A 24501-nucleotide genomic window follows, 5' to 3' on the forward strand; every position below is an offset into this window, starting at 1 on the left:
GATTCGAGTGCGAGCTACCGATCCCGGCGGTTACGCGACTTCATGCGGCGTATGACTTCCCAGTGTGTTGGAGGCGATCAGGGGCAAGTCCTTGGCGCTGATTCTTTCCACCATTGTGACCAGTGTCATTAGGTCGTTTGTGAGGAAGTTGTCGAACTTCGCCAATGCGGGTTGCGCTAGTCGTACAGCCAGGTCTTTTCCGTGTGGCGCCGGCGAACCGGCTATGTCCTGCAGCGTTTGCATGGCCTTCTCCGCTTCGCATTCCTGAAGCTCAATGGCATGCCCGAAATGCGATGCTCTAACCTCGCGCGACAGCAGTGCCAGGGTCAGCGTCTGCAGTTTCCTGGTTCCGACCCAAGGGAAAATCAGGACCCCCTCTCCATGCGTAATGATTGAACGACGATTCAGCTGCAGGTCCAGGAACGAACTGCGCGCCTCATCCAGCAGCCGCTTTGCGGCGGGATCGAGATATGGATAGGCCTCGTCGGATGCGAGAACCGTGCGCATCGTTGCCACCACATGATCGTGGATCGCCGCCCCCTTGCCATTGAAATGCGGTGGCTTTCCCGCCCGTGTCGGCTTGACCATGATGACCCGAGCGCGATCGTCGATTTCGCTGACTTGCCAGCGGCGCCCCGCAAAAATGATGGTTTCGCCACGTGCAACCGGGGAATTCAGCGGGTAGGTGCCGAGTGTGCGTGCATCGTGAATGATGCGGTACTCTCGTTCCGTGGCGAAAACAGCATAGAATTCGTACGATTCCGTGATTTTTTCCCCGGTCGATCCGATCATGAGCAAGCCTTCCGGAGACTGCTCAAGCAACTGGTTTTCAGGTGTGGCCATGCACCGGAGCAATTCGGCAAACAGCCTCCTGTCCACGGCTCGGAAGGGGCCGCGCTCGCATAACAGTTTCCAGGCGACCGTCGGGCTTACGCCCCCCGTCTGTGCTATCAGTGCCATCACTTGATGGAGGAGCGTTGAAAGATGCAGGCCAGCTGGCAATGGCGGCTCACACCATCCCCCCCGCAGGCACTCAACCATTGCAATCGACTGAACCAGATCCAGGCGTAAGCGATCAATTGGGTGTCGCCCCTTACCAATGGGGGGCTCGATGACGAACATGCGCAGCGTTGCGGGCTTTCCGGCCCTGCGGCCGGATCGGCCAAGGCGCTGGCGAAGTGATGCGACCGAAAAACCGGGCCCGATCTGGGCGATTGTCTCCACCTCGCCAATATCGATTCCGAGTTCCAGGGTGGTGGTCGCGACCGCCGTGGTCGGGCGCGGATCGTCTCGAAGTCGCGCTTCGACCTCCTCGCGCATTGCCCTTGCGAGATTGCCATGATGCGGGAAGAACTCATTTGGAAAGCTCGCTTCGTCGCACATCGAACGCAGCATGTCGGCATAAACCTCGACATTGGCGCGAGATCCGGCAAACAGCAGATTGCTCTGGCCGCGCAGCAGACGAAACAAGTCGGCCGCAAGCGCCGCTGGGACCGTCGGTTGTTCGAAAGGTTCGGCCGACTTTCTGGGCGGATCGCCATCGTCTGATGTGGCCGTGAGATCGCCCGGGGCGGTGCCGTCCAGCAGATAACCCCGGATCTGCAAACGGACCCCGTTTCCCTCGTCCTCGCCTTCCACGATCGTGACGCTGGTCCCTTTGCCGGGCCGCAGCGCCTCGGCAGCCAGGCTCATGTCGCCAAGTGTTGCCGACAGCCCAATTCGATCGATGCGGTCTCGCGCGGTCGCCACTTCGATCCTGTTCAGGATCGACTGCAGCTGCATGCCACGCTCGGTGCCGATGAAGGCATGCAACTCATCGATGACCACCGCATCGAGGCGCGAAAACAGCTGCGTAACCTCACCGCCCCTGCGAACGAGCAACGCCTCCAGCGATTCCGGCGTGATCAGCACGATACCTGACGGGCGTTTCCGTGCCCGGGTTTTGGCGTCCGCCGATACGTCGCCATGCCATTTGTGCAGGAGGACGCCACTGCCCTCGCACAGGCTCTCCAGCCGCCGGTGCTGATCGTTGATCAATGCCTTCAGTGGGCTGACATAGAGGATGGCGAACCCATCGGCGCTGCCTGCGTGCTCGGCATACCGGGTCAACAACGGCAGGAAGGCGGCTTCAGTCTTGCCGGCGGCAGTGCGTGCGGAGATCACGACATCGCCGCCCGCGAGGATGGCCGGAATGGCTTTTTCCTGGACATCACGCAGGGACGACCATTTCCGCTGCCATATCCAGCGCCTGACCGGCTCGGAAAGCGTGTCAAATGCGGAGGGTTGCAAGCTCGTCGTCCGATCCGCCTTCGACGTCGTCGATCGCCTGGTCGCCAGCACTGCCTCGATCTTCCGCGACATCCATTGCGCCGAGCATCTCTTTCCAATCCGTGCCGGGGTTTTGCTGCAGGATCGCGAGCAGATCGACGAAGGCCTTCACCGTGTTGCGCGGGGTACGAAAATAGGCCTCGCCGATCCGGTTGGCGCAATGGTCCATGAATGCGTGGAGCGCCTCATCCGGTACGAGCCATTTTTCCTGATCGCCCGCCGCAAAGACGTCGCGTAGCCGCTCCAGGAGATGGTAGAGTTCTTCCGGCGTCAGGTTCGGCAGATTGACCACCGGACCGGAATAGTCGGCAAGGCCATTGCCGGCAAAGCTGTTCCCGGCAAGGCGGGACTGCAAGGCCTCGTAAGAGTACAGGCCGCGCCGCGTGTCGAGCAGGAATTCCGGCGTCCCGCCCAATATGAAGCCGATACCCTGCGTCGTGCCCTGCAGAACATCGTTGAAGATGCGCAGAATCTGCTCGTAATTCTGTTTGCGGGCCTGGGCGCTCTGCAGCTTGTAGAGATTGACGAGTTCGTCGAGACAGATCAACAGGCCGCCGAAGCCAGCGAGCCTTGTGAAACGGGCGAGCAGTCTCAGGCCATCATAGAAGGACGCGTCGTCGATGATGGTACGCACGCCCAGGTCGGCCCGCGCCTCTGTTTTGGTCGTGTATTCGCCGCGCAACCAACGCAGCGCCGCGTCCTGCAAATTGCCATTTCCTTCCTCGTAACCGCGCGCATAGGCAACGATCACGGTTGCGAAATCATATCCGCCGACCATCTCGCGAAGGTCGCCAAGACCGTCCTTGATCGCGGTTTCGATGGTCGTCCCGCTGGAGGAAGCCCGCTCCGACGCTTTCTGGATGTAGCTTTCCAGAATGTTTCTGAGCGCCCCTCCGTCTGGAGCAGTGCGGGTCGCCAGGCTGGTGGCAAGCTCGGCATAAAGCGTTCGCGCCTGTCCACCGGTGGCATGGATGCGTCGGTCCGGAGAGAGGTCGGCCTGGCAGACGGCGAGCTTGCGCTGAAGTGCGATCTGCCTGATGAGGAACAGGAAGAAGGTCTTGCCGGCACCATAGGCGCCAATGACGAGACGGATGCTCGAGCCGCCATTGCTGATACGCTCTATGTCCTGAATCAGCGCTTCGATCTCGCGCTGGCGTCCGACCTGGATATGCTGGAGCCCGATGCGCGGTACGACGCCGGCACGCAAGGCACTGATGATGGTGTCTCGATCTCTCGGTTTGATCGGTGGGGTTTTTGTCGTCATGCTGACATTCCTTCGACAGACACGGTAAGCGACGGAGGCTGGGGAATAGTCTCGGGAAACAGGCTGGTGTTGACGGTGACAGGGTCCTCGCCGTCCAGGACGAGTTCATCGAAGCGGTCGAGCGACCAATCGTTCAGTGCTTGCTTCGCCGCGCCCGGCATCAGATCGGCACCACGCACCAGACGCTCGAAATCCGAAGCTGTCCAGTTGTCCTGCTCGATCAGTTGCGACAGAAGCCACGCATAGCGTCGCTCCAGTCCGTCGAAGCGCGCGTCGCCATTGGACGTCTCGATTTCCTCGATCGCGGGCGGAAGCTCGATCGGCGGCTCTGCTTCGTCGACGAAGATATCGGCAAGGACGCTGGACGTGCTCCGTGTTTCGCGTCGGATCGCTTCCAGACGCGAGATGTCGACGCGCATCGCAGGCGCTCCAGGAGGCGCCAGCGACACCGGAGTGCCCGGCGGCTGGATCCCGGCGGGGATAACCAGGGGAAGATCGTCACTTCCGTCACGCGGCTTGTTCTGCGGCGCAACACTCCCATGCAGTCGCGAATACAGGGAGTTTTCGTCGAGATCCATCAGCCTGAACAGTTTCTCCAGCTGCGACACTTCTCGTGCGTGAAGGGTTCCGTCTGCCGCGGCGACAGCCACCAATTCATCGGCAAGGTCTTCGCGGCGGTCCTCTGGCACGTCTCCTATGCGTTTGGTCCAATCCACCACGCGGCTGGCATCGGCTGCGCAGACGGTGAGTTCGGCTTTGAGGCGTACACGTTCGTCCCTCGACAGACCGGGCGCTTCGTTAATCCTGCCGAAGAGCCTGCGTTCCTCCAAGGGGTGAAGGAGACCGTCGGCGAAAGCGATCACCATGCCGAGCATGATTGACAATTGCATGGGACGGTAGTGGTCGCCGGGCTCGAGGTCAGCTTCGGCTTCACGCTCCAGAGCAAAGACCATCGCCAGTTCGTCTGGCTTTGCCGACTTCAGGGAAAAGGAAGGGTCGGCGGTATGGCCATAGCCAAAGGCGGCCAGAATTGCTGAGAGTTCCTTCTGCTTCGCCCGCGCGGAAATTTTGTTGGGCTCCATCCCGGCCAATTCAGCGAGTTGTCGCATGGGTATCAATATTCCATCACGCGCTAGTTCCTGGAGCCGGCTCAATGGGCGACCAGCGAGTGTTTCACAATTCTTCACGCGCAAACCCAAGGGCAGCTGAGCCGCAGCCGCAAGGCTAGGCCTCAGTCCCTCCGAACGGCCGAGCATGCGGCTGTAGTTGTCGAGCCGATCCGTGCAGTCGTCGAAGATGCGGCGTGCACCGCCTATCGGTTCGCTGCGGTTTGTGATGTCCGGCAGGTCACCGCCAAAGGCGCGGATTGCAAGATCGAACGTCCCGCTGCAGGCACGGTAGTTGACCTTCAGTTTTCGTACTCCGGCGGCCGGAACGCGCACACCATTTGGATATTGCTTCTCCACCGCTTCCGCGAACAGCTCTCGCAACAGAGTCTGTGCCCGTCGCGCCGGCGTTCGCACCCTCGTTTCGGGGTCGGCTAGGACGTAAGCCAACAAAAGGTCCGGCTCGATCGCCTCTCCGCTGCGCACCCGCATCCCGAGGGCGACCTTCAGCATTATCGGGATCTCGTAGCTATTTTCCTCGACCTCCAGATCAAACTTTTCTGGCAACCGAGCCGATTTTAGCTGGTAGGCCGAAAGCAACGCACCAGCATAACGCTTGAACGAACCATTCCCTCCATACACCTGCAATAGCCGGCAAACCTCGGCAACGACACCATCGGCGTCGGGTGGGCTTTCTTCCAACATGAGGCGGCGTTCGAGACCGTAGAAGTAGAGGAACACGTATCCGATATAGGCGTCGGGATCGGATCGCGATCCGGCAAGCCAGTCCAGAAAGGATTTTCGCGCCGGGGGCGAAATGCTCAAGTAGGACGGCCAGTAGCCCATCGTCTGACCGAGCGGATCGCCGTGAGCGCCCACGGTCAATCTCGGGTCGATCAGGCAGTTCTCCGGGTCGGTTGAAGTGCCCTGCCTCGGCAGGTGCTCGCCTACATAGATCATGCCCCCGGGAATGTCATGGCTTCCCACCATTGCTGCTGTATTCGCAGGAAACCAATGTGCCGACTGGCGGGCGGTGGGGCTCGCTCGCACTGCGGGTAGCCGGTCGAACCACCGCGGCTGGTCCGTTCGGGCCGTGTTGGGAACAAGCATAGGGCCGCGTTGCCGAATGAAATCCGAAACCTGAGCATTGTCCGATGCGAGCGATCCATCGGTTGTGGTCGTTACCGGGGTGACCTTGGTGGTTTCAATGCTTTGCCAACCCGTCTTTGCGGGAGCGGCTGAAGGATTGGGCAGTGGTTTGGGCGGTCTAATGGCTCCGCGTTGTCTGATGAAGTCGTGGACAGCTCTATTATGTGCGGCGACAGAAGTCGCAATATCTGATGGTAAGGCTTGTTTCTGTTCGACCGGTTGTCTTGCAACTGCAATATTGGCTGGAGCGATCAGATCGTTCCGAACCAAGAGGTGCCTGTTGCGTCTGGCCGATTGGTAGAGACCGCTATCAAGTTGGCTGCCCTTGCTTTCGGAACCCGACGGCTGCGTCTGATCCGTTGCGGCCGTAGGGGGAATGAGAACAGGACCGCGTTGTCGAATGGATTCCGCTATCTGAGCACCATGCGATGCGAGCGATCCCGTTGTCGTTACCGGGGTGACCTCGCTGGCCTCTATGCTTTGCCAACTCGTTTTTGCGGGAGCGTCCGGCTGCCTGGCTGAAGGATTGGCCCCTGATTTAGGCCATCGGATTGCTCCTCTCTGTCGGATGAAATCGTGGACGGCGGCGTTGTGTACCGCAAGAGAAGCCGCAATATCCGCCGGCAGGACCAGCTTTTGGTCGACTGGCTGCCTTCCAGCAGCATTGTTGGCTGGAACCATGCGATCGGTCGGGACATGGAGGCGATGCCTATCGGTTCTGGCCGACCGGTTGGGAGTGCGCTCAGGTTCGCTGCGCTTGCTTTCGGATGCCGTTGGAACCGACTCCGCTGCTGAATTTCTTCGGCGTCGCCGCAGGAAGAAGAACGCGGCTGCGATCCCTAGCAGGCCCAAATAGATCAAACGTGGCGTTGGGCTGGTTGGCCTCTCTCTGACCTTGTTGGGCTCCGGCGCCAAACGATCGGATTTGGCTGAAGCCCCCTCCGTATGCGTCAGCAAAGGCGGTGCCTGGCCGACATCGCCAGCTTTCCCGGCTTCCACGTTACTTGTCTCTGGAGTTACCGTCGTTGGAACACCAGGCTGCTCCAAACTCGAAGGGCGCGCATCCGTGGCTATGGGCGTCAACGGGCCACGCGCCACCTTGGGTTTCGGAAAAAGCGCCGCTGACGTCGCTTCGTCCAAAGTACCCGTCTGAGGAAGATTGCTCGCTTTCTGGAATGCCTTGAGCGCACTGATGGACCGACGTCCCCAAATTCCATCCGCGGTGCCGAGATCGTACCCATGTTCGGTAAGGGCCTGTTGAACCTGCCGCGCAGAGTATCGGGATTCCTGGGCAGTGGCGGTGCCTGCAACACTCAGCACTGTCGCCAAGGCGACAGCCACCGTCCAAGGAAATGGCAACCTCATCCCGTTTGCCCCGCCGCCCCGTTTAAGCATAGCTGGGATAAGTTCCTTTGAGAACTCGCGCTGTTACATTTCCTCCAAATGAGAACGGACGTTCAACAGCAGAAACTGCCGATCTCTTTGATTGCACTCTTCCCCCCTCGAACTCGTCCTCGTTCAGCCCGAACAGAAGCTCCATTCACGATAGCCGATCTGGACAACGGATGGCTCTAAGGCCGGGCCAAACGAGGCCGGGCTGAATTTCGACCGATGTCCGAAATATGCCCGCAAATTTCGGACAATGCGCCACCTGTCGGCCTGCCCACTGCCTATCGCCGATCGATCTATTGATCATGTACATGCAAACGCAGCGGTCGTTCCGTCGTCAGCGTCCAGCTATTCGTCGGCCTCGACTTCAACGGCCTCTTTGAGGCTGGCAAAGTCGGACATGATGTCACCAGCCAGCAGCTTCTCCTTGCTCAGCAGTCCGGCATCCTCCAGCGCTTCGAAATCCGGCAGGTCGCGCAGCGTGTCGAGACCGAACTCCAGCAGGAATTCTTTGGTCGTGACGTAGGTGTAGGGCGCGCCGGGCGTCGGGCTGCGCGGACCGGACGCAATCAGCTTCGCGCCGCGCAGATGACCGATGAGATCGCGGCTGATCTCCTTGCCGAAGAAGGAAGAAAGCTCGGCGCGGGTGATCGGCTGGAAGTACGCCACACACATCAGCACCAGCACTTCAGATTGTGTCAGATCCACGGCTCGCTCGTTTCCGCCGACCGCGGCACGGATGGCATCGGCATAGGCCGGCCGCGTCAGATGCTTCCAGCCGCCGGCGACGGCGACGAGGTCATAGGGCCGACCGCGCAGTTCTTCGCGGATGTCGTCGATGAGGAGATCAATGCTGCAGCTTTTGCCGACGATGCGCGCCAGCGTTTCGCGGTTGACCGGCTCGCTGGCCGCAAAAATGGTCGCCTCGACGCGATGCATCCATTCGCGCCAGCGCGCCTCCGGCGGCAGATGATCCAACTCCCGATCAAACAGGCGGTCGCCTGATCGATCGTCATCTGGCTGGTCGTTCCGTCGTCTGCGCGTCGCCTCGGCCATGGTCTTCAGAGTCCGTAGATGCGGAAGGTCGGACGGCCGGATAGCTCTCGGACGGCACCGAGCTCGCCCAGCCGGTCGAACAGGCGGCGCAATCCGCGATCGCTCATGCCGGCAATGTTTTCCGAGGCTACGATGGCGTCGTCGGACAGGAGCTTTTCGGCGACGATGTCCGCCGCCTTGGCCCTGAGCTTTGGCGCAACGGCAAGCAGCCGGTCCGCCCGGCGCCCAAGTTCGGCGGAAAGATCCATCGCGCGCAGCGCAGCGCGCGCTTGCGCGGCAAGCAGGCCTTTCGCACGCTCAGGATTTGTCCCAATGCTTGTCGCCACAGAGTTGGCTGCCGATCGACGCGGGCGGGCGCTTGTGCCCAAGACCGCATCGGCGCCCAGCAGCGGCACCGCGTGGACCCAACCCATCCGTTGCGACAGCAGGGCGTCGGCGAGCCAGGCTCCAAGGGTGCGCCCAAAGCCGTGGCGTTCGGCGATCGCGATGGCGCCGGTCATTATTCCCACCCTCGCGTCCTCGGCCGAGGTCGACGAGCGCTATGTGCAAAAGCAGCTCGGTCACGCCTCGGCCGAGATGACGCGAAAGTATCAGCGCCGGCGCGATCGTTTCCGCGTCAATCTCACCAAGGCGTCCGGGCTCTGAAAAGCCCCCTCCCTGCCCCGTTTTGTCCGCTGGGATGAGGCGGTCAGATCTCAGGCGATAACATACCTCATCCAGCACAGCGAGCGCTGTATCCAGACTATCGGCGGCCGACGCTTCGTAGTCAGGCATGATCATCAACTGCGTTATGGCACGGCCCACAAGAGGGCATCGCGATAAAAGTACGCCAAACAACGCTAAGGGAGAACAAACGGTGATCTGATTTCGTTCGACGCTCGTTTTCGAGAGCCGTTCTGGGTCGTTCGCAATCAACTGTGTAGGCCAGCGGAGCGAGCAAGGAGCGCCAGATCCGGACAGGGCTGAGTGGGGTGTTTCTCCGAAAGGTGGGGCCATGCCCTAAGGAACACGAGATGTAGTGGACTCGTCGATCCGCGCTGTTTCGATTCGCGCACCCGGGCACAACGCTTGGATAAGTCCCATCAGATGCTCTCCGGTGGCCGTCATCTGTTTAACTGACATTGGGCCGAGGGCTTCCAGCACGAGCCACATGGCGCGGGTATCGACCGTGACCATGGTGCGCCGCCCCTGCCGCCAGTTCCAGCGGCGGCACGTGACACCGGCATCATCGCACAGATGACTTCGCCCGGTTCGGGATGCTCGGTTACCATTTCACCTTGCTCGATCGTGTCGAATGGCTCCGCTCCCTTCGCAGTTAAAAGTCTCGGGACCCCTGGTAGAGATCGAGATCTTCCCTGCCAATCGGAACGCCATACAACATGCTGACGGCATTGTAGGCATCAACCAGTGGGGAAATCCGCGGGAGAGAGCCATCTTTCCGCACCCGCTTGAGAAGCGCGGCGGCCGAGCACGGCGTTCGATTGGCTTTGTGCCGAAAGCCTCGTAGGCAACGGCCCACGCCGCAAGACGCGCGTCCCTTTGGGCGTCATCGCGAAGCGCCGCCTGTTCCGCCGCCGCAATCGTGTCGTTCAACGCCTGTGCATCCGGCACGTCGATTTCAGCGTTCCGCACCACAATGCTGATCAGATGAAAATCCGGGTAGCGGGCCTTGATCTCGGGGGCAATCAATGGCGTGAAAGACATGGGATGCTCTTTTCTCATGGGGAGGCTTTGCGCTGCGGGTCGTTCGGGAAATGTTTGAAGAAAGGTGCTTGTCGAGGCGTTGGTGCGTGGAACATTTTTCAAAGGTTTGCCGATAGGCAGGCGAGATCGCCAACGACATGATCTTCGCCCGATGCCCTACAAACACAATGCCAGCCGCCGCCACCGAGTCGCGAAGATGAAATTCAAGGTGACAAACTGGCCGGAATACGAGGCGGGCCTTCGGCGGCGCGGCAGTCTGACGCTGTGGTTGACAGAAGAAGGCTTTGCCAGGTGGCATGCGCCGCGAAGAACGACCCGCGGCGGCCAGCCCCGCTATTCCGATCTCGCCATCGAGGCGGTCTTGACACTGGGATGCGTCTTCGGGCTTCGTCTGCGCCAGAGCGAGGGATTGGCGACCTCGCTGCTCGATCTGATGGGGCTTGATCTACCGGTTCCCGATCACACGACGCTAAGCCGCCGGGCGCAGATATGGGAACCATCGGCCAAGCGGCAGCGGCATCCCGAGGACGGTCCGCTGCATGTGCTGATCGATAGCACCGGATTTGAAAGTCTACGGCGCCGGCCAATGGCTGGAAGACAAGCACGGTGCCAGATCACGCCGGACCTGGCGCAAGCTGCATTTGGTTCTCAATGCCGACAGCGGGGAGATCATCGCCCATTGTCTGACCGACCAGGACGGCGACGATCCCTCGCAGGTGAAGCCGCTGCTCGACCGGGTCGACGCAGAGATCGACCAATTCACGGCCGACGGAGCATATGATGGCGGTCCCACCTACTGCGCGGTGCTGCAACACAGCGTCACCGCAAGGCAGCCACAGGCACAGGCTACGCGGAAAATGAAAAGCGGGGCCAACCCATTCGCTTGCACACAGCCTGGGTTTTGCCAGCTCCTCAACCGCAACGTGCTGTCAATCTTCGTCTTGCCATGTCTTGAACGCCGAACTGTTCACGCCATTGGCGCCGCTTTGTCATCCCGTGCCCCGAAATGAGGCCGTCGTTCGAACGATATGCGCAGTTGCTTATCCGCCAGAAACCGGCGAGCCAGATCGGTGTCGCGCTTACCCACGCGTGACACCCAGTCCGAAAACAGGCGAACCGCGCGCCGGTTCATATGCCGCGAAGGACAGACCAGCCAGTATCCCGGAAACTCGATGACCTCGAACTCTATCGAGACCGGAACCAGAGAACCCGACACCAGGTCCTCGAATGCGATGGATGTGCTTTCCAGGACCACACCTGCACCGTCCTTCGCCAGTTGAACCGACATTGACGAACGGTCGAAACGATAGGGATACGTCATGCGGGCGCCCTGGATACCGTTGCACGGCAGCCAATAATCCCACCGGAAATAGGCCTTCACACTGTCGATCAACCGCGCATGGCGAAGCTGCTCGCGCGGATCCGGTGAGATCGCGCGCAGTTCGGCAAGATAGGAAGGCGAGCACATCGGCAGGATCAGATCGTTGACGACGCAATCCGAATAAAGGCCGGCCCAGCCGCCGTCGCCATAACGAAGATCGAGATCGATGACCTCCGTTTCGAAATCCGAGAAATTGGGCGTGGCGTCGACGCGCAAATTCCAGCTCGGATAGCCCTTGCTGAACTCGGCCAACCGCGGCGCCAGCCATTTCTCGCCGAAGGAAGGACTGACGCGCAGGCTAAGCTGGAAGCTTTCGCGCTGCCGCACAATGGCATTACGCACCTCGCGTATGGATTCGAAAGCCTGGGTCGTGGTCTGGAAGAGCCGCTCGCCGTCGATCGTGAGCGAGAGATGGCGCTTTTCGCGCTGAAAAAGCCGCACCCCGAGTTGGTGTTCGAGCAGCCGCAGCTGCTGGCTAACCGCCGAAGGTGTCACCTGCAATTCCTGAGCGGCCTTTGCCACGCCGCCGAGCCGCGCGACTGCCTCGAAATGCGTCATCGAATTGAACTTGATGTCTGACCTCGTCCTCGTCAGTTAAGCTCAGCTACACAGAATGTTAAGAAACGAAAATTGAGCCGAATGTCAATCGGTCGCACAGTGGTCCCGGAAGGAGATACAGGATGGAGCCGAGTTCAACCCAAAGCTTGGGTAGCGCCGGCAACGTGCCGGGAGTTGGACAGGTATTGACCAGGAAGCCCCTGATCGAAGCTGCCAATATCGAGAAGAGTTATGACGCAACCCGTGTCCTGCGGGGTGTGAGTTTTCAGGTCCGGGCCGACGAAATCCACGCGCTCCTGGGCGGCAACGGCGCCGGCAAAAGCACTCTCATCCGCATCGTCACAGGGCTGACCTCACGCGAAGCCGGCGAGATTGGCTTCGCCTCGTCGAAGGCCGACCACAACAGCCCGATCATCGCGGTGGTGCATCAGGAGCTGGCGCTGTTGCCCGAGCTGTCCGGTCGCGGAAAACATCGGCATTGTGCATGCGAGGTCGGGCTGGTCGCAGATCAGCCGTCGCCGCACGCGCGAAACTGCGCTCGGAGCGCTCCAGCTGATCGACCCAGCGATCGGCGAAGCGATCATCGATAATGCCGGCACGCAAATTGTCCCTCCACGAAGGCCAGATCGTCCGGATCGCTCGTGCCCTTTCCACCGGAGCCGAAGTGCTGCTTCTCGATCCCGGCGATCCGGTTGGGGAAACGCGCTGGCTGCAGGAGATCGCCAACAAGCGAGGCTTTCCGCATGGCATCGTCGGCTATGCCGACCTGTCCCAACCCGACGTCGGCGACCTCCTCGACCGCCACATGGAATATCCGAACTTCCGCGGCATGCGGCAGCCGATGAATTATCATCCCGACCCCGCCAAGACCTATCTGGCGCGGCCGGAGGTCAGTCGTACGCCCGAATGGCGGCGCGGCTTCCGGGAGCTGGCGAAGCGCGGGCTGAGCTTCGACCCGCAGCTCTACTATCCGCAGATGAGCGAGTTCCTCGAACTGGCGCGCGACTTTCCCGACGTGCAGATCATTCTCAATCACACCGGCATGCAGGTCGACGGCGCCGAGCATCGAGGAGGCGATCGCAGCCTTCGGCGTCGGCCGCTCGATGTTCGCGACGAACTTCCCCGTCGACAAGCTGTTCTCGAGCTTCGACGCCATTTTGAACGCCTTCAAGGAAATTACGATCGCCCACCCGCACGAGGAGCGGCTCGCGCTGTTCCATGACAACGCCGCCCGGTTCTACCGACTTTAGATCACCGGCAAACAGAAATAGCAGGAGAGTTCGACTTGTTGCTGAAGGGCAAGGCCGTGGTGATTTCGGGGGCCGCGGGCCCCCGGGGAATTGGCCGCTCCACGGCAGCGCTGATGGTACAGCACGGGGCTCGCGTTGCAATACTCGACCTCGATGACGGGCAAGCGCGTGACGCCGCTGCGTCGCTTGGACCCGACCATATCGGCCTTGCGTGCAACGTCGCGGACCTCGACGCCTGCAAGAGGGCGGCGGCGCAAGTGACAGAAACCTTGGGCAGGATCGATGTGCTCTGCAACAATGCGGGCGTCACGCAGCCGGTCAAGACGCTGGAGATCAGCGCGGCTGACTGGGACCGCATCCTCGATGTCAACCTACGCGGCGTGCTCCATCTCAGCCAGGCATTCATCCCGAACATGCGCGAAAATGGCGGCGGCTCGATCATCTGCATGTCGTCAGTTTCGGCCCAGCGCGGCGGCGGCATCTTCGGTGGCCCGCACTATTCGGCTGCCAAGGCGGGTGTTCTGGGGCTTGCCAAGGCCATGGCGCGCGAATTCGGTCCCGAAGGCATCCGCGTCAACTGCATCACACCGGGCCTGATCCAGACCGACATCACCGGCGGCAAACTGACCAACGCCATGCGCGCCGAAATCATCAAGGGAATCCCGCTCAGCCGGCTGGGCGAGGCGCGCGACGTAGCCGGCGCCTATCTCTTCCTGGCTTCCGATCTGGCCAGCTACATCACCGGCGCCGTGATCGATGTCAACGGTGGGATGCTAATCCATGGCTGAGTGGACAACGGAGCTTGAGATGCCTCGCGCTGGCAGCAATGTCAGCCTGGCCGAACGAGCCTATCGTATCCGCCGACGCGCCGTGCGGATGGGTCAAGTCCAGGGCCAAGGTTATGTCGGACAGGCGCTGGGTGTCGCCGACGTGCTTGCCGTCGCCTATTTCCATGCGCTTCGTTACCGGCCGGAGGACACGTTGTGGGAGGGACGCGACCGCTTCCTGCTGTCGATCGGACACTATGCGATCGCGCTCTACGCGGCTCTGATCGAAGCGGGCGTGCTGCCGGAGGAAGAGCTCGAAACCTATGGCAGCGATGAAAGCCGTATGCCGATGTCCGGCATGGCGCCATACACGCCCGGCATGGAGATCACCGGCGGCTCGCTCGGTCACGGCCTTGGCATTGCCGTTGGCATGTGCATGGGGCTGACGCGCAAGCGAAGCGACAGTTTCGTCTACAATCTTTTGTCCGACGGCGAGCTCGGTGAGGGCTCGACCTGGGAAGCCGCGATGTCGGCCGCCCACCACAAGCTCGACAATCTCATTGCCATTGTCGACTTCAACAATCAGCAGGCCGATGGTCCGTCGACGGCCATGCTCTCCTCCGAACCGGTGACCGACAAGTTCGAGGCGTTCGGCTGGCATGCGCAGCGCGTCGACGGCAACGACATCGAGGCGGTCCGCAAGGCCTTCGACATGGCGCGCGGCCTGAAGGAACCTCGTCCGCGTGTGATCGTTTGCGATACGCGCATGGCCAAGGGTGTGCCATTCCTGGAAACCCGCGACATCACGCATTTCATCCGCGTCGAACCGCACGAATGGACGTTAGCGCTCGAAGCTTTGGAAAAGGGACGTCCGCGTTGAGGTTGTCAAAGTTCGCGCCGCGCCACGCCGCCAATGCCGGTGAGCGCAAGACCACATCGGCGATGATCGCGTCGATCGCGCCCGATGGCGTACCGACACGCAATGCGCCGTTCGGGCACACACTGGCCAGACTGGCGCACCAGCGGCCCGGGATAGTTGGCCTGACGGCGGACCTCGCGAAATACACCGATCTCCATGTCTTCGCACAGGAGCATCCGGACCGCTTCTATCAGATGGGCATGGCGGAGCAGGTGCTGATGAGCGCCGCCGCCGGCTTGGCGCGGGAGGGTTTTACGCCCTTCGCCACCACCTACGCCGTCTTCGCATCGCGACGTGCCTACGATTTCATCTGCATGGCGATCGCCGAGGAGAAACTCAATGTGAAGATCGTCTGCGCCTTACCGGGGCTGACGACCGGCTACGGCCCCAGCCACCAGGCGACGGAGGACATCGCGATTTTCCGCGGGATGCCGAACCTGACGATCATCGACCCTTGCGACGCGCTCGACATCGAACAGGCCACGGAGGCGATCGCGGACTACAACGGGCCGGTCTACATGCGGCTTTCGCGCGGTAAGGTTCCTGTCGTGCTCGACGAAGACGACTATACTTTTGAAATCGGCAAGGCGCGAATGCTGCGCGAGGGCGCGGACGTATTGTTCATTTCCAGCGGCCTGATGACCATGCGCGCGCTGGAGGCCGCGAAGGCGCTTGAAGCCGACAGGATCGGCTGCGCCGTTCTGCACGTTCCGACGATCAAACCTCTGGATACGGAGGCGATACTCGCTGCCGCGCGCCGTTCGGGACGGCTGGTGGTGGCGGCGGAGAACCACACCATCATTGGTGGCCTTGGCGAAGGCGTTGCCGCGCTGCTGATGCGCGAGAGAGTGACCCCAGTCTTTCGCCAGATCGCCCTGCCCGACGAGTTCCTCGACGCTGGCGCGCTGCCGACGCTTCACGATCGCTACGGGATCTCAACTTCCGAGCTCGTGCGCCGCGTCCGCATTTGGAGCGAATGAGAAGTAAGAGCTCTCCCCACACAACAGTTGAGTCATCGACCTTGACCTTGCCCCTCTTATCTAATCCGGTTTGAAGTTCGTTCTGGCCCATCGAGAGGACCAGGACATGAAACGTAGCCGCTTCTCTGAAGAGCAGATCATCGGAATTTTGAAGGAACATGAGGCCGGGGTATCGGTTGCCGATCTGTGCCGCAAGCACGGGGTCAGCGACGCCTCGATTTACAACTGGAAGGCCCGCTTCGGCGGGATGGATGTCTGCGAGGCTCGGCGACTGAAGGCTCTGGAGGACGAGAACACGCGGCTGAAGCGGCTTTTGGCCGACGCCATGCTCGACAATGCCGCGTTGAAGGATCTTGTGGGAAAGAAATGGTGCGCCCGCGGCCAAGCGGAAACCTTTCCAGCGACCAGATCGATCAACTTCAACGCCGACTGCAACGGACCAGGCGATCAAGGAAAGGTGCATCATGAAGCATTCGCGGAGCCGACAATAGCCGACGCCATTCTCGACCGGATCATCCACAACGCCCATCGCATCACCCTCGAAGGCGACAGCATGAGAAAGCAAAAAACACCGCCGCCCTTGACCGGCGCCGAAAACGGCGAAATCAATCGCAAATGACTTCAACCAGGCAACCGAGCGCCGACCCCATCCTGCTGTCCGCGAATTAGTGAAACTGCTGTCCGCGATTTAGCGGAACGACTGTCCCGTTTTTGCGAAATACGCACGTCCGACGCAGCTTGCGTTGACAGAGGCGGTTTTACGCGCAGTTGCAATAGCACTTCCGCCGGCCTATTTTTGTGGAGTTCAATTGTGGTTCGGCCAAGGGCGCTTTGGGCGCCGGACCGGCCCCGTGTAAACCTCATTAAAGAGAGACGAACCCTGCCATGGAAGAATTCTTATCGCGCATCGCCACTGGTGCCGGCATCGGCCCGGCTCTCGCAGAGAAGGCCGTTGGGTTAATGCTGGGTTTCCTGCAACGCCACGCGGCCGACGGTCCCGTTGCGCGCATGATCGCGGCCATTCCCGGAGCTTCGGAATTAGTGGCGAAGTATCATGGCAACGACCCAGAGGGCGGAGGCGGCCTCATGGGGCTCGGCCAGCAATTGATGAGTGAGGGTCTCAGCATTCTAAAGATCGCCGCCATCGCCAACGAGACGATCGCCTTCGCCAAGGAACATGCCGGCGACGAACTCGTGGACGAGGTCCTCAATTCCGTTCCTGGCCTTCCCCAGTTCGTCTGATCAGCGGCAGCCGGGGGCGCATGACCTCGTGCGCCCGTGCCGGCCCGTCTGCGCAGATAGGCATTCTCCGCCGAGCGCTCCGTACCGATCTCGCCAGACCACCAACCGCCGGGCACGCGAAGCGAGCGTTGGAGTACTTCATTCGTCTGTCCCAAAATCGACCGCAGGCGAACCGATGTGTATAACTTCCGGCGGTAAGGGTTTATCGTGAACGCTTTCGATGAAGCCCGCGAGATAAGCAAACGTATTGTATTTCTCAAGAACCAACCGCTTCGCCTCTTGTATTGCGCCGCGACGCTCCTTCCAGAGGTCCGAGTCGATGATTTCTTGAATTTTTTGGATTACGTTCTTGTCCTCTGGGTCAATCAGAACCATTGAGTCGGAAGGGAAGAACCTCGTGATTGCCGGGCTGCCGTAATAGATCGGCATTGTTTCAGCAACGAAGCAGTCCATAAGCTTCTCTGTAAAATAGTAATCAGCACGAGTATTCTCGAAAGCTATACTGTAACGGTACGGTGCGAGTGCGTCCCATTTATCTCCAATCAGCCGAAAACCTCGGCCGAACAGGTCAAAATCGAGCTCCTCTCTCAGCCGTTCCAGAAACGCCAGCCGATATCGATGCCCTTTAAGCAGGGCGATGTTACTGGTAATCCATGAGAGCCGAAGCGGCTTGTCCACGACTTCGCTGACCAGAAGTTGGTCATATGTCTTTGTTACAGACCAAGACCGAGTGATAGGTGGAGACAAAACGAATCGGCGCTCTGCATTCTGCCGAGCAGCCAGCTCTGCGTCAGACGTCAGGACGATGGTATTTTTCCCCTGCCCTTCATGAAATGCGCGATGAGCTTTCGTCGGCGGTTCGCCGATTGCAAAAATTGTCCTGTTTGGACTCGCCTCGATATCAACAGGGAGCCCAAAAATAGAAGCAGAGTTAAAGACAATATGCCAATCGGGCGCGAAGGATGTCCTGCGTACAAAAGCGACATTGTTCCAGATTCCACTGCCCTTTGGAGTGAGATGGTGGATTGCATCATCCAAAACGCCCCAAGAATCCAGACATGTAGCAACAATGGGCGCCGGACGTTCCGTCAACAATTTGGTCGACAAAGCAGTTCCACCCCATTCACTTCCGTTGGACCGGGAGCAACTCGTGCATCGGGCGCAAGACCTCTCTGCACCTGAAATAGCTCGCGATCCTGATCGGTATCAAACACACGATTCTGTGCGACTTCGCGATTCTGTGCGACTTCGCGCCATTCGACAACTCATCTCTAAGACCGCGGGAATCCCTTCACTCGTGAAGGTACTCAATCGCCATTTCGGATTGCGGTAAGATTGGGCAGCATAAACCTTCCGGGACCCGCTGTCGAGGCAATTGTCGCTTTGCACCTAACCAGGTTCTTCCTCACTTTGTGTGGTGATCAGGCCGGTTGAGTGGCAGCATGCGTGCCCTCTAAAATATGGAAGTTGACTACATTCTTATTATTAATCGGGATATACGACCAGTTTAGAGGCGGCTCGCCTCTCACAGGCGACGTTTGCAGCGGCCACGGCAGATCGAGATATTGGCGGGTTGATGCCGGGGCTTTGTCCGAAATCTGTGGTCCGATTTCGGACGAAGTGACGGTCAAGATGTCCGAAATATGCTACGAATTTCGGACAAGCTTCATACACAAAGCGGCTTTGCCCGACATCATCGATATCGTCATGCAGATGGGCGATGCCGACCTAGCCCCGTCCCCTCCCCTTCCAGCCATTGCCAATCCCAGCCTGCCTGCGCATCTTGAGGCGCTCGCCGGCCGCGCGCGCGATTATATCGAGGCGGCGAGTTCGGCCAACACGCGCCGCGCCTACGCAGCCGACTGGAAGCATTTTTCGAGCTGGTGCCGGCGCCAAGGCATCGAGATGTTCCCGCCCGATCCTCAGGTGGTCGGGCTCTATATCGCCGCCTGCGCGTCAGGTACGGCCACTGGCGACAAAAAGCCCAACACCGTTTCAACCATCGAGCGCCGGCTTTCGTCGCTCTCCTGGAATTTTGCCCAGCGCGGCCAGCCGCTGGACCGCAAGGACCGGCATATCGCCACGGTGATGGCTGGCGTTCGCAACACCCACGCCTCCCCTCCCCGGCAGAAGGAAGCGATCCTGCCCGAGGATCTGATCGCATGTTCGAGACCCTCGACCGCGGCACGCTGCGTGGTCTGCGCGACCGCGCCATGCTTTTGGGTTTCGCCGGCCGCCTTCGCCGATCCGAAATCGTCGGCCTCGACGTCGGCAGGGATCAGACCGAGGACGGGCGCGGCTGGGTCGAGATTTTTGCCGATAAGGGTCTGCTTGTCACATTGCGCGGCAAAACCGGCTGGCGCGAGGTCGAAATCGGCCGCGGCTCCTCCGACGCCACCTGCCCTGTGGTCGCTCTGCAGACCTGGCTAAGACTGGCGCGCATTGCGCACGGACCGCTGTTTCGGCGCGTTGCTGGTCAAGGCAGAGCCGTCGGTGCCGATCGCTTGAACGACCAGGAGGTCGCACGCCTGGTCAAGCGCACGGCGCTCGCCGCCGGCGTGCGCGGCGATCTGTCGGAGGGCGAACGGGCCAAGAAATTCGCCGGCCACTCACTGCGCGCCGGCCTCGCCTCGTCGGCCGACGTCGACGAACGCTATGTGCAAAAACAGCTCGGCCATGCCTCCGCGGAGATGACGCGAAATTATCAGCGCCGGCGCGATCGTTTCCGCGTAAATCTCACCAAGGCGTCCGGGCTCTGATGCCCCCGTTTTGTCCGCTGGGATGAGGCGGTCAGATCTCAGGCGATAACAATTACCTCATCGAGCACAGCGAGCGCTGTGTCCAGACTATCGGCGGCCGACGCTTCGTAGTCAGGCATGATCATCAACTGCGTTATGGCACGGCCCACAAATTCCGGGTTTAGCTTTTCCAACCGATCCTTGGTCCGGGAGACCTGTTCCGGGAATGCGCGCAGATTGAAGCGAACAAATGACGAGGTCTCTTATCCCCGACACGAATAGCTCGCGATCTCATCGGGATTTCCCTTACCGCCATAGGCAGCTTGAGTGGGATAAGCGCAGATCGGCTGGTGCTTGCCGGGGAATGCCTTGCTGCCAGCCGCGAGAGAATCCGGAGCCTTGTCTTGGTTTATCCAGCCCTCGATGGCGGCCAAAGGATCAAAGTCGTCGAAGGCTTGGCCATCGCCGCAGTGGGTCATCCCCGGGATTATGAACATGCGCACGAAACGGCGAGTCGCTTCCAAATCGCCGCCGCTTGTGACCTCGACGACTTGCTTGTACCAGCGCACCAGATCGTTGGCTGAGAAGACCGGATCGGAAAGTCCCTGAAACAAGAGCAGCTTTCCACCGTGGGCAGCGAAGCTGGCGAGATACGTGCCGGTCGCATCATTGAGCTTGGCCGTATCCGCAACGCGTGCCGGATCCTTGTCGAAGTCGAACTTCAGGGGGTCAAAATTCGGCGCCGGGGGCGTCATGAAGTAGTATTGAAGCGAGCGGGCTCCCAGAACGATGTTATTTGCATCCGACTGGGAAGTGGGGGAATTGCCCAGCTTCCACATTCTCCAGTCCGCGCCCGCAACGCCCGTATCATATGGCCAATCGCTGTAAAGCTTTTCGCCATCGGAGCTTTCCGGACCCGCGAACGCGCGGCTCATGGCCTGCACTTGACCAGCCGTGAGGCAGCTGTCCGTCTTATCGCCTTGGCAGGACAGGACCTTTGGGTCGAACCGGCACTGCTGCCAGGCGTTGATGACGCCATCCTCAATGCCATCGCCGGCATCACAGGCAGCGAGAACCGCCTTGGCGACGATGTTCAGATCCTGCTGGGAGAAGGCGCGGGATAGAATAGGATGGCCGGCCTCATCCTTGGGAGCGATGCTCATGTACTGGCGAGTATCCCAGGCTTCGGCAATGTTGGCGGCACTGAGACGAAAACCCGGGCTACCTGCAACAATGCCGTCGAACTCGAGCGGATATCGCTGAGCCGCTATCAACGCCTCACGACCGCCATTCGAGCATCCCATGAACACCGACTTTTTCGGAGCCGCCCCATAGAACTTGGCAATCACCTGCTTCGAGACCGAAGTGACTTTGCCAATGGAGGCGTACGCAAAATCAATGCGTGCGGCTTGATCGACCCCGAAAGCCGGATCGGGGCTTGGGTGCCCGCCATCCATGCTTACAACAGTGTAGCCGCGCAAGAGCCCGGGAGCCGCGGTCGAGTTCCGGCAAGGAATGGTCCCGACGGCCGGCGCCAGGAAGCCATCAACTGCGCCGCCGCCCTGGAAAAGGAACATGTCGTTCCAGGTCGTCGGAAGACGCACTTCAAACCGGGTGCCATATGATTGACCATCGACCCCCTGGCGTTTCCCGATAACACCTCGGACAAGGCAGTGCCCGCCCACTTTTACCGCCTGAGGCGAGGCGCCGGTGAATGCAGTGAAGGGATCTGCGGGGATCTCCTGCGGCTTTTGAAGGCTAGCCTCGGTAAAGATCACGCTTGGAATTTTGAGCTTGGCGATGGACCGGCACGCCTGATCCGACGCGTTTGCCGCCAGTGCAGGCGCACATACACATATGATCGCCAACATCAGTGCCAGCGTGCACCCGCGGTCCCGCAGCTTGAGCCCGTTAGCCAAGAACATACCCATCCTCCCTGGATGCGCCCGATAGCCCGAAAGCTGATCGCATTGGTAGCTAGTTGTGAGCTTTCAGTAGGTTGTCCATCCGGTCCGAACCGGGAAAGCTGAGATTGTCGAAGCTTCAGTGACTCCAGGGGGACCGGATGAACATCCATAAGAATACCGGTCTGACGCCGCTCGGTCGAGAGCGGATTTTTTGCGCCTGGGCGCGCCGGCAGCACCTCGAGGTGTTGCCGCCTGATCCGCAGACCGTCGGCCTCTACATGTGCATCCAGAAAGGTTACAGGAGACAAGAAACCAAACTCTGTGGCGACGATCGAGCGCCGTCTCTCCTCCCTGGCGTGGAATTATACGCAGCGTGGCGAGCCGCTCGATCGAAAGGACCGCCATATCGCCACCGTGCCCGCCGGCATCCGTAACAGCCACGCAAAACCGTCTGTGCAGAATGAGGCCATACTTCCCGAAGACCTGATCGCCATGCTGGAGACGGTGCTCCGCAAGACCCGTCAGGTCGCCCCAGGCCAGAGCAACCGGCTCGTCCCCGGGGAGGACGAAACGGTCGACCACTCCGCTTGTTCGACTTGTGTTCGGGCGACTATCCCGGCTTCTATGCATCGCGCTTCGGCGCGGCGAGCTTTGTCCAACGCGCCAAGCCTTTGAACCGAATCGCTGTAGACGGAAGTCGCGGCGAGCTTCGCGTTGTTGATCGGAGCATCGAACCAGGCGTCGTATCCGCGGTATCCACCCCATCGTCTGTCGCGCAATCTGTTGGCGAGCGCGTCCTCAGCCGTTCGATCGCGGCCGTCTTTGCCGCAAACTATTATATGGCGGCCGCCGATGCCATTCGGGCGCGCAATATCTCAGCGGTTGAAGGATCGTCGATCAGTTTTCCGATGTCTTGGCGGGCCGCGATGGTCTGCACATGACCCTGCAAAGATTGCGCGTAGTAGGAAATACTGGTGCAACTGGTCACCCCAGGCGTCAGGATAATCGTAGAACCAATCGAACGAATGCACGCATCGCGGTTTGCCTACAGCACTGCTCTCCTGTCCCGATAGCGCAAATTCGCGGTTACCTCCCGCCACGAACAGTCGGACCAATTTTATTTGTAGGTTAGACCTTCGTCCTCGGCAAGATTGGCCAAGCGATGACTCGCTGCTGAATTGCCGGCCCGCGCGTGATGAGCGCGAAGGCGTCAGGTGCCCCCGCCGTCAAGACTCAAGCCGCAACGCAATCAGGCGGGAGTGCCTTCCGCTAGGTGGGGATGGAGAAGTCAGAAGCAGCAAGCCTGGAGCATAATGGAAGACCTCGACCATGTGAAGCAGGCCGTGAAGGGCGACCTAGCCTATTTGCAGCCACCTGCTCAAAGCCGCGACATGAAGCCAGCCGCCAGCCTGCTAGTCGACAGCAACCGTTCAGCTTGCTGCCGCCGACCGCTTGAAAACGATGGTCACCTTCGTCCCTTTGTTGGCGCTGGACTCGACGGCTAGCTGCGCCTTGGCGTTCTCGGTCAGCGATCGCGCGATCAGCGCTCCGAGCTTGCCTGGTTTGGGCCACACCTCGCCTTCCGGCAGGCCGATTCCGTCGTCCGCCACTATAACCCGGCAGCCGTCGCCATCGACGATGCTGTGCAGCGTTATCGTGCCGCCGTCGCGCCCCCGGAAGGCATGCTTTAGTGAATTGGTCAGCAATTCGTTCACGACCAGCCCCGCCGGCATGGCGACGTTTATTGACACCGGATATGTATCCACCTTCATATCCAGCCGGATCCCCTCGACTGCATGCGAGCTCATCACCGCGGACGCAATCTGGCTGAGATACACACCAAGATCGACCTCCTCTTTCGGCTCGTCGGCCGTTAGCGTCTGGTAGAGGATCGCCAAAGCGTCGACGCGACCGGCAAGCCGCTCAAACCGTCTCCGGTCGGCCTCGGTCGCGTTGCGGCTTTCCAGCCGGATCAGTGCGGTGATCATCTGTAGGTTGTTCTTCACCCGGTGCTGCAGTTCGCGCAGCAGTGTGTCTTTCTCGCTGACAAGCTCCTCCACCGAGCGCTCATCTCCCGCCTCGCCATGGGCCGATACGTCGACCAGCGCCACCAGCCGGAAGCACATCTTGCCGTTGTCGTCCTCGATCACGTTGGAATAAACGTCCACGATCGTCGGCTTATCTTCGTTGCGTTCCAGCCTGTAGGTGCCGACAAAATCGGTTTCCTCGACCACGGCCTCGGCAAGTGGCCGGTCCTTCTGCTCGTGGAGGCCTTTGCCCAAAAGGGCTGCCCAGTTTCCTCGTGTGAGCATAGCGGCCGTCAGGCCTGACAGTTTCTCGAATTCCGGGTTGGCGTAGACTACGCGCTCCTCAGCGGCCAGGTTCGCAACGGCAATGGCGATCGGCACCTGGTCAAGGAATTTTTTGAACTGTTCGCTTTCCAGTGCGGTTGCAAGCTCAGGTGTATCAAGCAACTGCTCGACCGCCTCGGCCTTTTCTGAATCCGGTGTCATTTGCGCGCCTGTTCCGTGCGGAGAATATCAACAATGCAGCGCGCCCGCCATCGCCAAGGCTGCTTTCGCACCGCGTCATGCACCTGACAACAGGCCTTGCGTCGTGTGCAACGGCCATACGTCTAAGATTGCGACCGGCCGAAGCAGAGCGGCAAGGATCGGCTACAATCCAGGTGCCTGGAATGTCGAAGCGACCGGTCAAGTGGGTACGCTGCGGAAGATCGATAGAGCAGGCATTCAGGGAGAATGA

At 60.4% G+C, this 24501-nt stretch carries 15 protein-coding genes and 8 pseudogenes; 12 read left to right on the forward strand and 11 right to left on the reverse strand.

The annotated features are described in order from the left end of the window. Window positions 1-30: 30 nt before the first annotated feature. The 5 genes and pseudogenes from NKH16_RS22300 to NKH16_RS22320 form a co-directional block, all read right to left on the reverse strand. On the reverse strand, window positions 31-2361 hold the full coding sequence (locus NKH16_RS22300) for a DEAD/DEAH box helicase (protein WP_352706978.1): 2331 nt from the start codon (window positions 2359-2361) through the stop codon (window positions 31-33). After that, window positions 2270-3592: an ATP-binding protein gene (locus NKH16_RS22305; RefSeq protein WP_352706976.1), complete on the reverse strand. Its 1323-nt coding sequence runs from the start codon at window positions 3590-3592 to the stop codon at window positions 2270-2272. Before NKH16_RS22305 ends, NKH16_RS22300 begins: the two co-directional genes overlap by 92 nt. Next, window positions 3589-7242: a TerB N-terminal domain-containing protein gene (locus tag NKH16_RS22310; RefSeq protein WP_352901800.1), complete on the reverse strand. Its 3654-nt coding sequence runs from the start codon at window positions 7240-7242 to the stop codon at window positions 3589-3591. Before NKH16_RS22310 ends, NKH16_RS22305 begins: the two co-directional genes overlap by 4 nt. Window positions 7243-7584: 342 nt before the next feature. Continuing rightward, a complete protein-coding gene (scpB, locus tag NKH16_RS22315; protein ID WP_352901802.1) occupies window positions 7585-8292 on the reverse strand; it encodes an SMC-Scp complex subunit ScpB in 708 nt (235 codons plus the stop codon). A gap of 5 nt (window positions 8293-8297) precedes the next feature. Continuing rightward, window positions 8298-8801 (reverse strand): annotated as a pseudogene (locus NKH16_RS22320) (DUF1403 family protein); the annotation flags it as partial. 1 nt (window position 8802) lies between these two features. Between NKH16_RS22320 and NKH16_RS22325 the strand changes: the two are divergent. Next, window positions 8803-8937, forward strand: a pseudogene (locus tag NKH16_RS22325) (integrase); the annotation flags it as partial. Window positions 8938-9564: 627 nt separating this feature from the next. Here the strand turns inward: NKH16_RS22325 and NKH16_RS35045 are convergent. Beyond that, window positions 9565-9996, reverse strand: a complete 432-nt coding sequence (locus NKH16_RS35045; RefSeq protein WP_502911728.1) for a hypothetical protein — start codon at window positions 9994-9996, stop codon at window positions 9565-9567. 151 nt (window positions 9997-10147) lie between these two features. On the opposite strand from NKH16_RS35045, the pseudogene NKH16_RS22335 reads away from it, so the two are divergent. Further along, window positions 10148-10868: pseudogene (locus NKH16_RS22335) on the forward strand (IS5 family transposase); the annotation flags it as partial. A 95-nt stretch (window positions 10869-10963) separates the two neighbouring features. On the opposite strand, the gene NKH16_RS22340 reads toward NKH16_RS22335, so the two are convergent. After that, window positions 10964-11935, reverse strand: coding sequence for a LysR substrate-binding domain-containing protein (locus NKH16_RS22340; protein ID WP_352457357.1), 972 nt, complete (start codon window positions 11933-11935; stop codon window positions 10964-10966). A 122-nt stretch (window positions 11936-12057) separates the two neighbouring features. Here NKH16_RS22340 and NKH16_RS22345 point away from each other — a divergent pair, with 122 nt between their 5' ends. From NKH16_RS22345 to NKH16_RS22380, 8 genes and pseudogenes are all read left to right on the forward strand, one after another. Continuing rightward, on the forward strand, window positions 12058-12525 hold the full coding sequence (locus tag NKH16_RS22345; RefSeq protein WP_352457358.1) for an ATP-binding cassette domain-containing protein: 468 nt from the start codon (window positions 12058-12060) through the stop codon (window positions 12523-12525). Beyond that, a pseudogene (locus NKH16_RS22350) lies at window positions 12525-13185 on the forward strand (amidohydrolase family protein). Before NKH16_RS22345 ends, NKH16_RS22350 begins: the two are co-directional and overlap by 1 nt. Before the next feature lie 35 nt (window positions 13186-13220). Next, window positions 13221-13973: an SDR family NAD(P)-dependent oxidoreductase gene (locus tag NKH16_RS22355; protein WP_352901809.1), complete on the forward strand. Its 753-nt coding sequence runs from the start codon at window positions 13221-13223 to the stop codon at window positions 13971-13973. Window positions 13974-13992: 19 nt separating this feature from the next. Continuing rightward, window positions 13993-14832, forward strand: coding sequence for a transketolase (locus NKH16_RS22360; RefSeq protein ID WP_352975226.1), 840 nt, complete (start codon window positions 13993-13995; stop codon window positions 14830-14832). Continuing rightward, complete coding sequence (locus tag NKH16_RS22365) at window positions 14829-15851, forward strand: transketolase family protein (protein ID WP_502895560.1); 1023 nt, start codon at window positions 14829-14831, stop codon at window positions 15849-15851. Before NKH16_RS22360 ends, NKH16_RS22365 begins: the two co-directional genes overlap by 4 nt. 106 nt (window positions 15852-15957) lie before the next feature. Further along, window positions 15958-16218: pseudogene (locus NKH16_RS22370) on the forward strand (transposase); the annotation flags it as partial. 96 nt (window positions 16219-16314) lie between these two features. Beyond that, window positions 16315-16470 (forward strand): annotated as a pseudogene (locus NKH16_RS22375) (ATP-binding protein); the annotation flags it as partial. A gap of 266 nt (window positions 16471-16736) precedes the next feature. Further along, window positions 16737-17093 (forward strand): hypothetical protein, encoded by a 357-nt coding sequence (locus tag NKH16_RS22380; protein WP_352453730.1) that lies wholly within the window; start codon window positions 16737-16739, stop codon window positions 17091-17093. 138 nt (window positions 17094-17231) lie between these two features. On the opposite strand, the gene NKH16_RS22385 is transcribed toward NKH16_RS22380, so the two are convergent. Continuing rightward, the gene (locus tag NKH16_RS22385) at window positions 17232-18200 is read right to left on the reverse strand and encodes a glycosyltransferase family 10 domain-containing protein (RefSeq protein WP_352453731.1); all 969 of its coding nucleotides are present in this window, start codon (window positions 18198-18200) and stop codon (window positions 17232-17234) included. A gap of 525 nt (window positions 18201-18725) precedes the next feature. Here NKH16_RS22385 and NKH16_RS22390 point away from each other — a divergent pair. Beyond that, window positions 18726-19852, forward strand: a pseudogene (locus tag NKH16_RS22390) (site-specific integrase). 242 nt (window positions 19853-20094) lie between these two features. On the opposite strand, the gene NKH16_RS22395 reads toward NKH16_RS22390, so the two are convergent. Next, window positions 20095-21756 (reverse strand): tannase/feruloyl esterase family alpha/beta hydrolase, encoded by a 1662-nt coding sequence (locus NKH16_RS22395; RefSeq protein WP_352901811.1) that lies wholly within the window; start codon window positions 21754-21756, stop codon window positions 20095-20097. A gap of 191 nt (window positions 21757-21947) precedes the next feature. On the opposite strand from NKH16_RS22395, the pseudogene NKH16_RS22400 reads away from it, so the two are divergent. Next, window positions 21948-22257 (forward strand): annotated as a pseudogene (locus NKH16_RS22400) (integrase); the annotation flags it as partial. 2 nt (window positions 22258-22259) lie between these two features. Here the strand turns inward: NKH16_RS22400 and NKH16_RS22405 are convergent. Further along, window positions 22260-22517: an aminopeptidase gene (locus NKH16_RS22405; RefSeq protein WP_352453904.1), complete on the reverse strand. Its 258-nt coding sequence runs from the start codon at window positions 22515-22517 to the stop codon at window positions 22260-22262. A gap of 651 nt (window positions 22518-23168) precedes the next feature. Beyond that, window positions 23169-24251, reverse strand: a complete 1083-nt coding sequence (locus NKH16_RS22410; protein WP_352901813.1) for a sensor histidine kinase — start codon at window positions 24249-24251, stop codon at window positions 23169-23171. Window positions 24252-24501: the final 250 nt, after the last annotated feature.

Source organism: Mesorhizobium sp. M1307 (assembly GCF_040318155.1).
Lineage (GTDB): Bacteria > Pseudomonadota > Alphaproteobacteria > Rhizobiales > Rhizobiaceae > Mesorhizobium.

Bases quoted from the DNA above. Each gene is read 5' to 3' on its own strand.
- NKH16_RS22300 (WP_352706978.1), bottom strand. From the start codon at position 2,361: ATGTCGCGGAAGATCGAGGCAGTGCTGGCGACCAGGCGATCGACGACG.
- NKH16_RS22305 (WP_352706976.1), bottom strand. From the start codon at position 3,592: ATGACGACAAAAACCCCACCGATCAAACCGAGAGATCGAGACACCATC.
- NKH16_RS22310 (WP_352901800.1), bottom strand. From the start codon at position 7,242: ATGCTTAAACGGGGCGGCGGGGCAAACGGGATGAGGTTGCCATTTCCT.
- scpB (WP_352901802.1), bottom strand. From the start codon at position 8,292: ATGGCCGAGGCGACGCGCAGACGACGGAACGACCAGCCAGATGACGAT.
- NKH16_RS35045 (WP_502911728.1), bottom strand. From the start codon at position 9,996: ATGTCTTTCACGCCATTGATTGCCCCCGAGATCAAGGCCCGCTACCCG.
- NKH16_RS22340 (WP_352457357.1), bottom strand. From the start codon at position 11,935: ATGACGCATTTCGAGGCAGTCGCGCGGCTCGGCGGCGTGGCAAAGGCC.
- NKH16_RS22345 (WP_352457358.1), top strand. From the start codon at position 12,058: ATGGAGCCGAGTTCAACCCAAAGCTTGGGTAGCGCCGGCAACGTGCCG.
- NKH16_RS22360 (WP_352975226.1), top strand. From the start codon at position 13,993: ATGCCTCGCGCTGGCAGCAATGTCAGCCTGGCCGAACGAGCCTATCGT.
- NKH16_RS22380 (WP_352453730.1), top strand. From the start codon at position 16,737: ATGGAAGAATTCTTATCGCGCATCGCCACTGGTGCCGGCATCGGCCCG.
- NKH16_RS22395 (WP_352901811.1), bottom strand. From the start codon at position 21,756: ATGTTCTTGGCTAACGGGCTCAAGCTGCGGGACCGCGGGTGCACGCTG.
- NKH16_RS22410 (WP_352901813.1), bottom strand. From the start codon at position 24,251: ATGACACCGGATTCAGAAAAGGCCGAGGCGGTCGAGCAGTTGCTTGAT.